Origin of the sequence: Pararhodobacter sp. SW119 (genome assembly GCF_017811755.1) — a bacterium.
GTDB lineage: Bacteria > Pseudomonadota > Alphaproteobacteria > Rhodobacterales > Rhodobacteraceae > Pararhodobacter.
This window is the reverse complement of record NZ_JADDJF010000125.1, coordinates 1-2599: the sequence shown is the minus strand read 5'-3', so window position 1 is coordinate 2599 and position 2599 is coordinate 1. Positions and strand designations below refer to the sequence as shown.

The window sequence follows — 2599 nt, the reverse complement described above, 5'->3', positions numbered from 1 at the left end:
CAGGGTCCATCGCCTTGCGGATGTCGATGTAGAACCAGCGATCCACCAGCTTGAGCCGGGGGGTAACAGTCCGAACTACCTCGCGACGCAGGCAGGTTTGGTAGAGCGAGGTCATGCGCTGTTGGCCATCCAGCAGGAGCTGTTCAGGCGCGCTGTTCCCGACTGCTGAATCTGCGCCTTGGATCGGTCGACGCGCGAACGTGTCTGCTGCGCCTTGCTTCACCTCAAGCGTCATCAAGGCACCGACCGGAAACGCCTGCGAAATCGAAGCAATAAGCCCCTTGATGCGCTCCTCGTCCCAGACCCAGCTGCGTTGGAAGTCCGGCAACTGAATCTTGCCGTTTCCGCACTGACGCAGAAGCTCCTCGAGGCTGACCGGGTTCGTCTTGAATGCGGCTTGCTTACCCAATGTGACGCTCCTCGCAAGAAAAGATCGGTTTGCAATCGGTGATGTAGCAATACTCGGTAGGCCATCTCATGCCGTCGCCTCCTGACCACGACTTTCTTGCATCCTACCGATGACCTCGTCGCGATTGATGAGGACGATCTGCTGGTCACGGGGCGCGCGCGCCTCTGGAGCGGTATCCAGTCCGAGGCGCTTCAGCGCGTAGTACAGCAGCGCGCGCCGAACCTTTATCTTCGCCTTGCCGCTCCGCATGCCGTAGTCGAGCGCGATGACCTTCGCTTGGGTTTCGGAGAGGTCGGGGTGCGGGCCTACCTCCAGCGTCACCTCGGAATGCCAGTCGCGGTCATCGGCCGGCGACGTCTCGCTTTCGCGCGCCCCACGGATGTCGAGTATCCGGGACAGCAGGAAGTCCTTATAGATCGCGTCTGTCAGGCAGAATGCGCGGGTGTGCCATCGGAAGCCGTCAAAGGCGATGGCATGAGGTGCTATCCAACGCCAGCGCGGCTCCGGGCTGGACAGGGACTGGTACTTTACCTCGATCGACTCAGACCGGCGGATGGCGCCGACGACCGAGCGCAGCGTTGCGGGGTTTACACCGCGCACGGGCGTTGGGGCTGATGCGTATGGCGGGAGATCAGCGATCCAGGAGTCCTCGCGATCGAGGATCCCGTCTGCGACGGAGCGCAGTTGAGAGAGGTAACGGCTTGCGTCCGGCTCAAGGAACTGCGGCTTGAAGCCTGAGCCGCGGACATAGGTCCGTGCGCTCTTGTCGTAGATCATGTTTTCAGGCGCGAAACCGATTTACCGATTCAGATCGGTGGACGCCTGGTTCACTGAAACCCCGAACTGGTCCATCAGATCGCTTCGGTTCACATGTCCCTCCCAGAACAGGCGGAACTCGATGAACTCAAGGCGCTGCTCGATGCCCCAGCGCAGTTCAGCTCTTTCGTCACCCACGCCGCTCTCTCCGACTGCCTGATGGGCATGCGAACTGTGCTCACCCACTTTCTGTGCGCACCCTAGCGGCGACAGGTTTGATAATCAAACGAAAACAGAACCACCAACGAGGGATTATTCGGAGCATGGTCTCGGCTCGTTAGAATGGGATTACCGCGTGATCGCATCGGTACGCGCGAGAACACAGAAACCACCACCTCAAGCTGACTCTTCGACTGAGCAGTATCGCAGCAGGTAGGCTTCGACCTCGTCTACCAGCCCCGGATCGATCCCATCGTCTTCCCGCATTTCGTCCAGTGCGCTGTGGGCGCGGTCCTTCGTTGTCCATACGGTCTCCGGCACATCCGGCGCTGACCAGCGCTCCCGCAGCCAGGCCTGGTACTGCCCGCGCTCCTCGACTGAGAGCAGCTCGGGCGCGTGAAACGCCACCAGCCGGCGACCAAGCTGGCGCAGACGGGGATCGGCGAGGGTGGCGACGATCTCCTGGCGTCGGGGCCAATTCGCGCGCTGGAACTCCGCGAGCAGCGTCTTATCGGCGTGACTGTAGAAGCCGCCATAGATCTGTTTCTCAACTGGAGGCGTGGGTGCAGCGGGGTCTTCGGGGAAGCGCGCGGCGAGAGCGCTCCCCACCCGCGCCCGGAACTCGGGCGCATGGGCGATCACCGCTGCACGGCGCAGCTGCTCGGCGCACGGCGCGGCGACGGAAAGCAAGCCGGGCGACTTGTTGATGGAGAAGGCCCGGATGACTTTGGGAGTGGTATCCACGGCGGCGAAGACCGCAGCGTCATCGGCCGTGAGCAAGTCAGTCGGATCGGCAGCATCCAGATCGAAGAATGCCGCCTGATTGGGGTTGCTGGCCGAGGTACCGCAGAAGCAGCCGACGGTTGTGCGCGGCAGGCCACCCCCGAACCGCTCGACCAGCGCCATGGGCTGGAAGGTCGCAAGGCTGGCCTTGACATGCGCCTTGTCGCGGTTGGCGAGCAGCTTTGCCCAGAGTCCCGGCGCGCGCTGGGCGATCTGGCGGGCGATGTGGATGGTCGCCTCGACATCGCCGAGCGCGTCATGGGCATTGTGCGCGGCAAAGCCATTCAGCGGTGCGATGCGGTCCAGCTTGAAGCGCACCCGGCCATCAGGATCCACAGGCCACTCGAACAGTTCGGGCTGGCGGTGCCAGACGGCATAGAGCGCGGTCAGAATATCGAAGCGGGTGTTGCCGTTGAATTGAGTGGCGAAGAT

4 protein-coding genes are annotated in these 2599 nt (G+C 62.6%); all 4 read right to left on the bottom strand.

What is annotated here, in order from left to right:
* On the bottom strand, window positions 1-409 hold a 409-nt coding region (locus tag IM708_RS20680; RefSeq protein WP_209428442.1), incomplete at its 3' end, for a DUF262 domain-containing protein.
* A 66-nt stretch (window positions 410-475) separates the two neighbouring features.
* On the bottom strand, window positions 476-1207 hold the full coding sequence (locus tag IM708_RS20675; RefSeq protein WP_348525015.1) for a WYL domain-containing protein: 732 nt from the start codon (window positions 1205-1207) through the stop codon (window positions 476-478).
* On the bottom strand, window positions 1208-1363 hold the full coding sequence (locus IM708_RS21755; RefSeq protein ID WP_348525014.1) for a hypothetical protein: 156 nt from the start codon (window positions 1361-1363) through the stop codon (window positions 1208-1210).
* 198 nt (window positions 1364-1561) lie between these two features.
* Window positions 1562-2599 (bottom strand): exodeoxyribonuclease I (locus IM708_RS20670; protein ID WP_209428441.1); only part of this gene is annotated, 1038 nt, incomplete at its 5' end.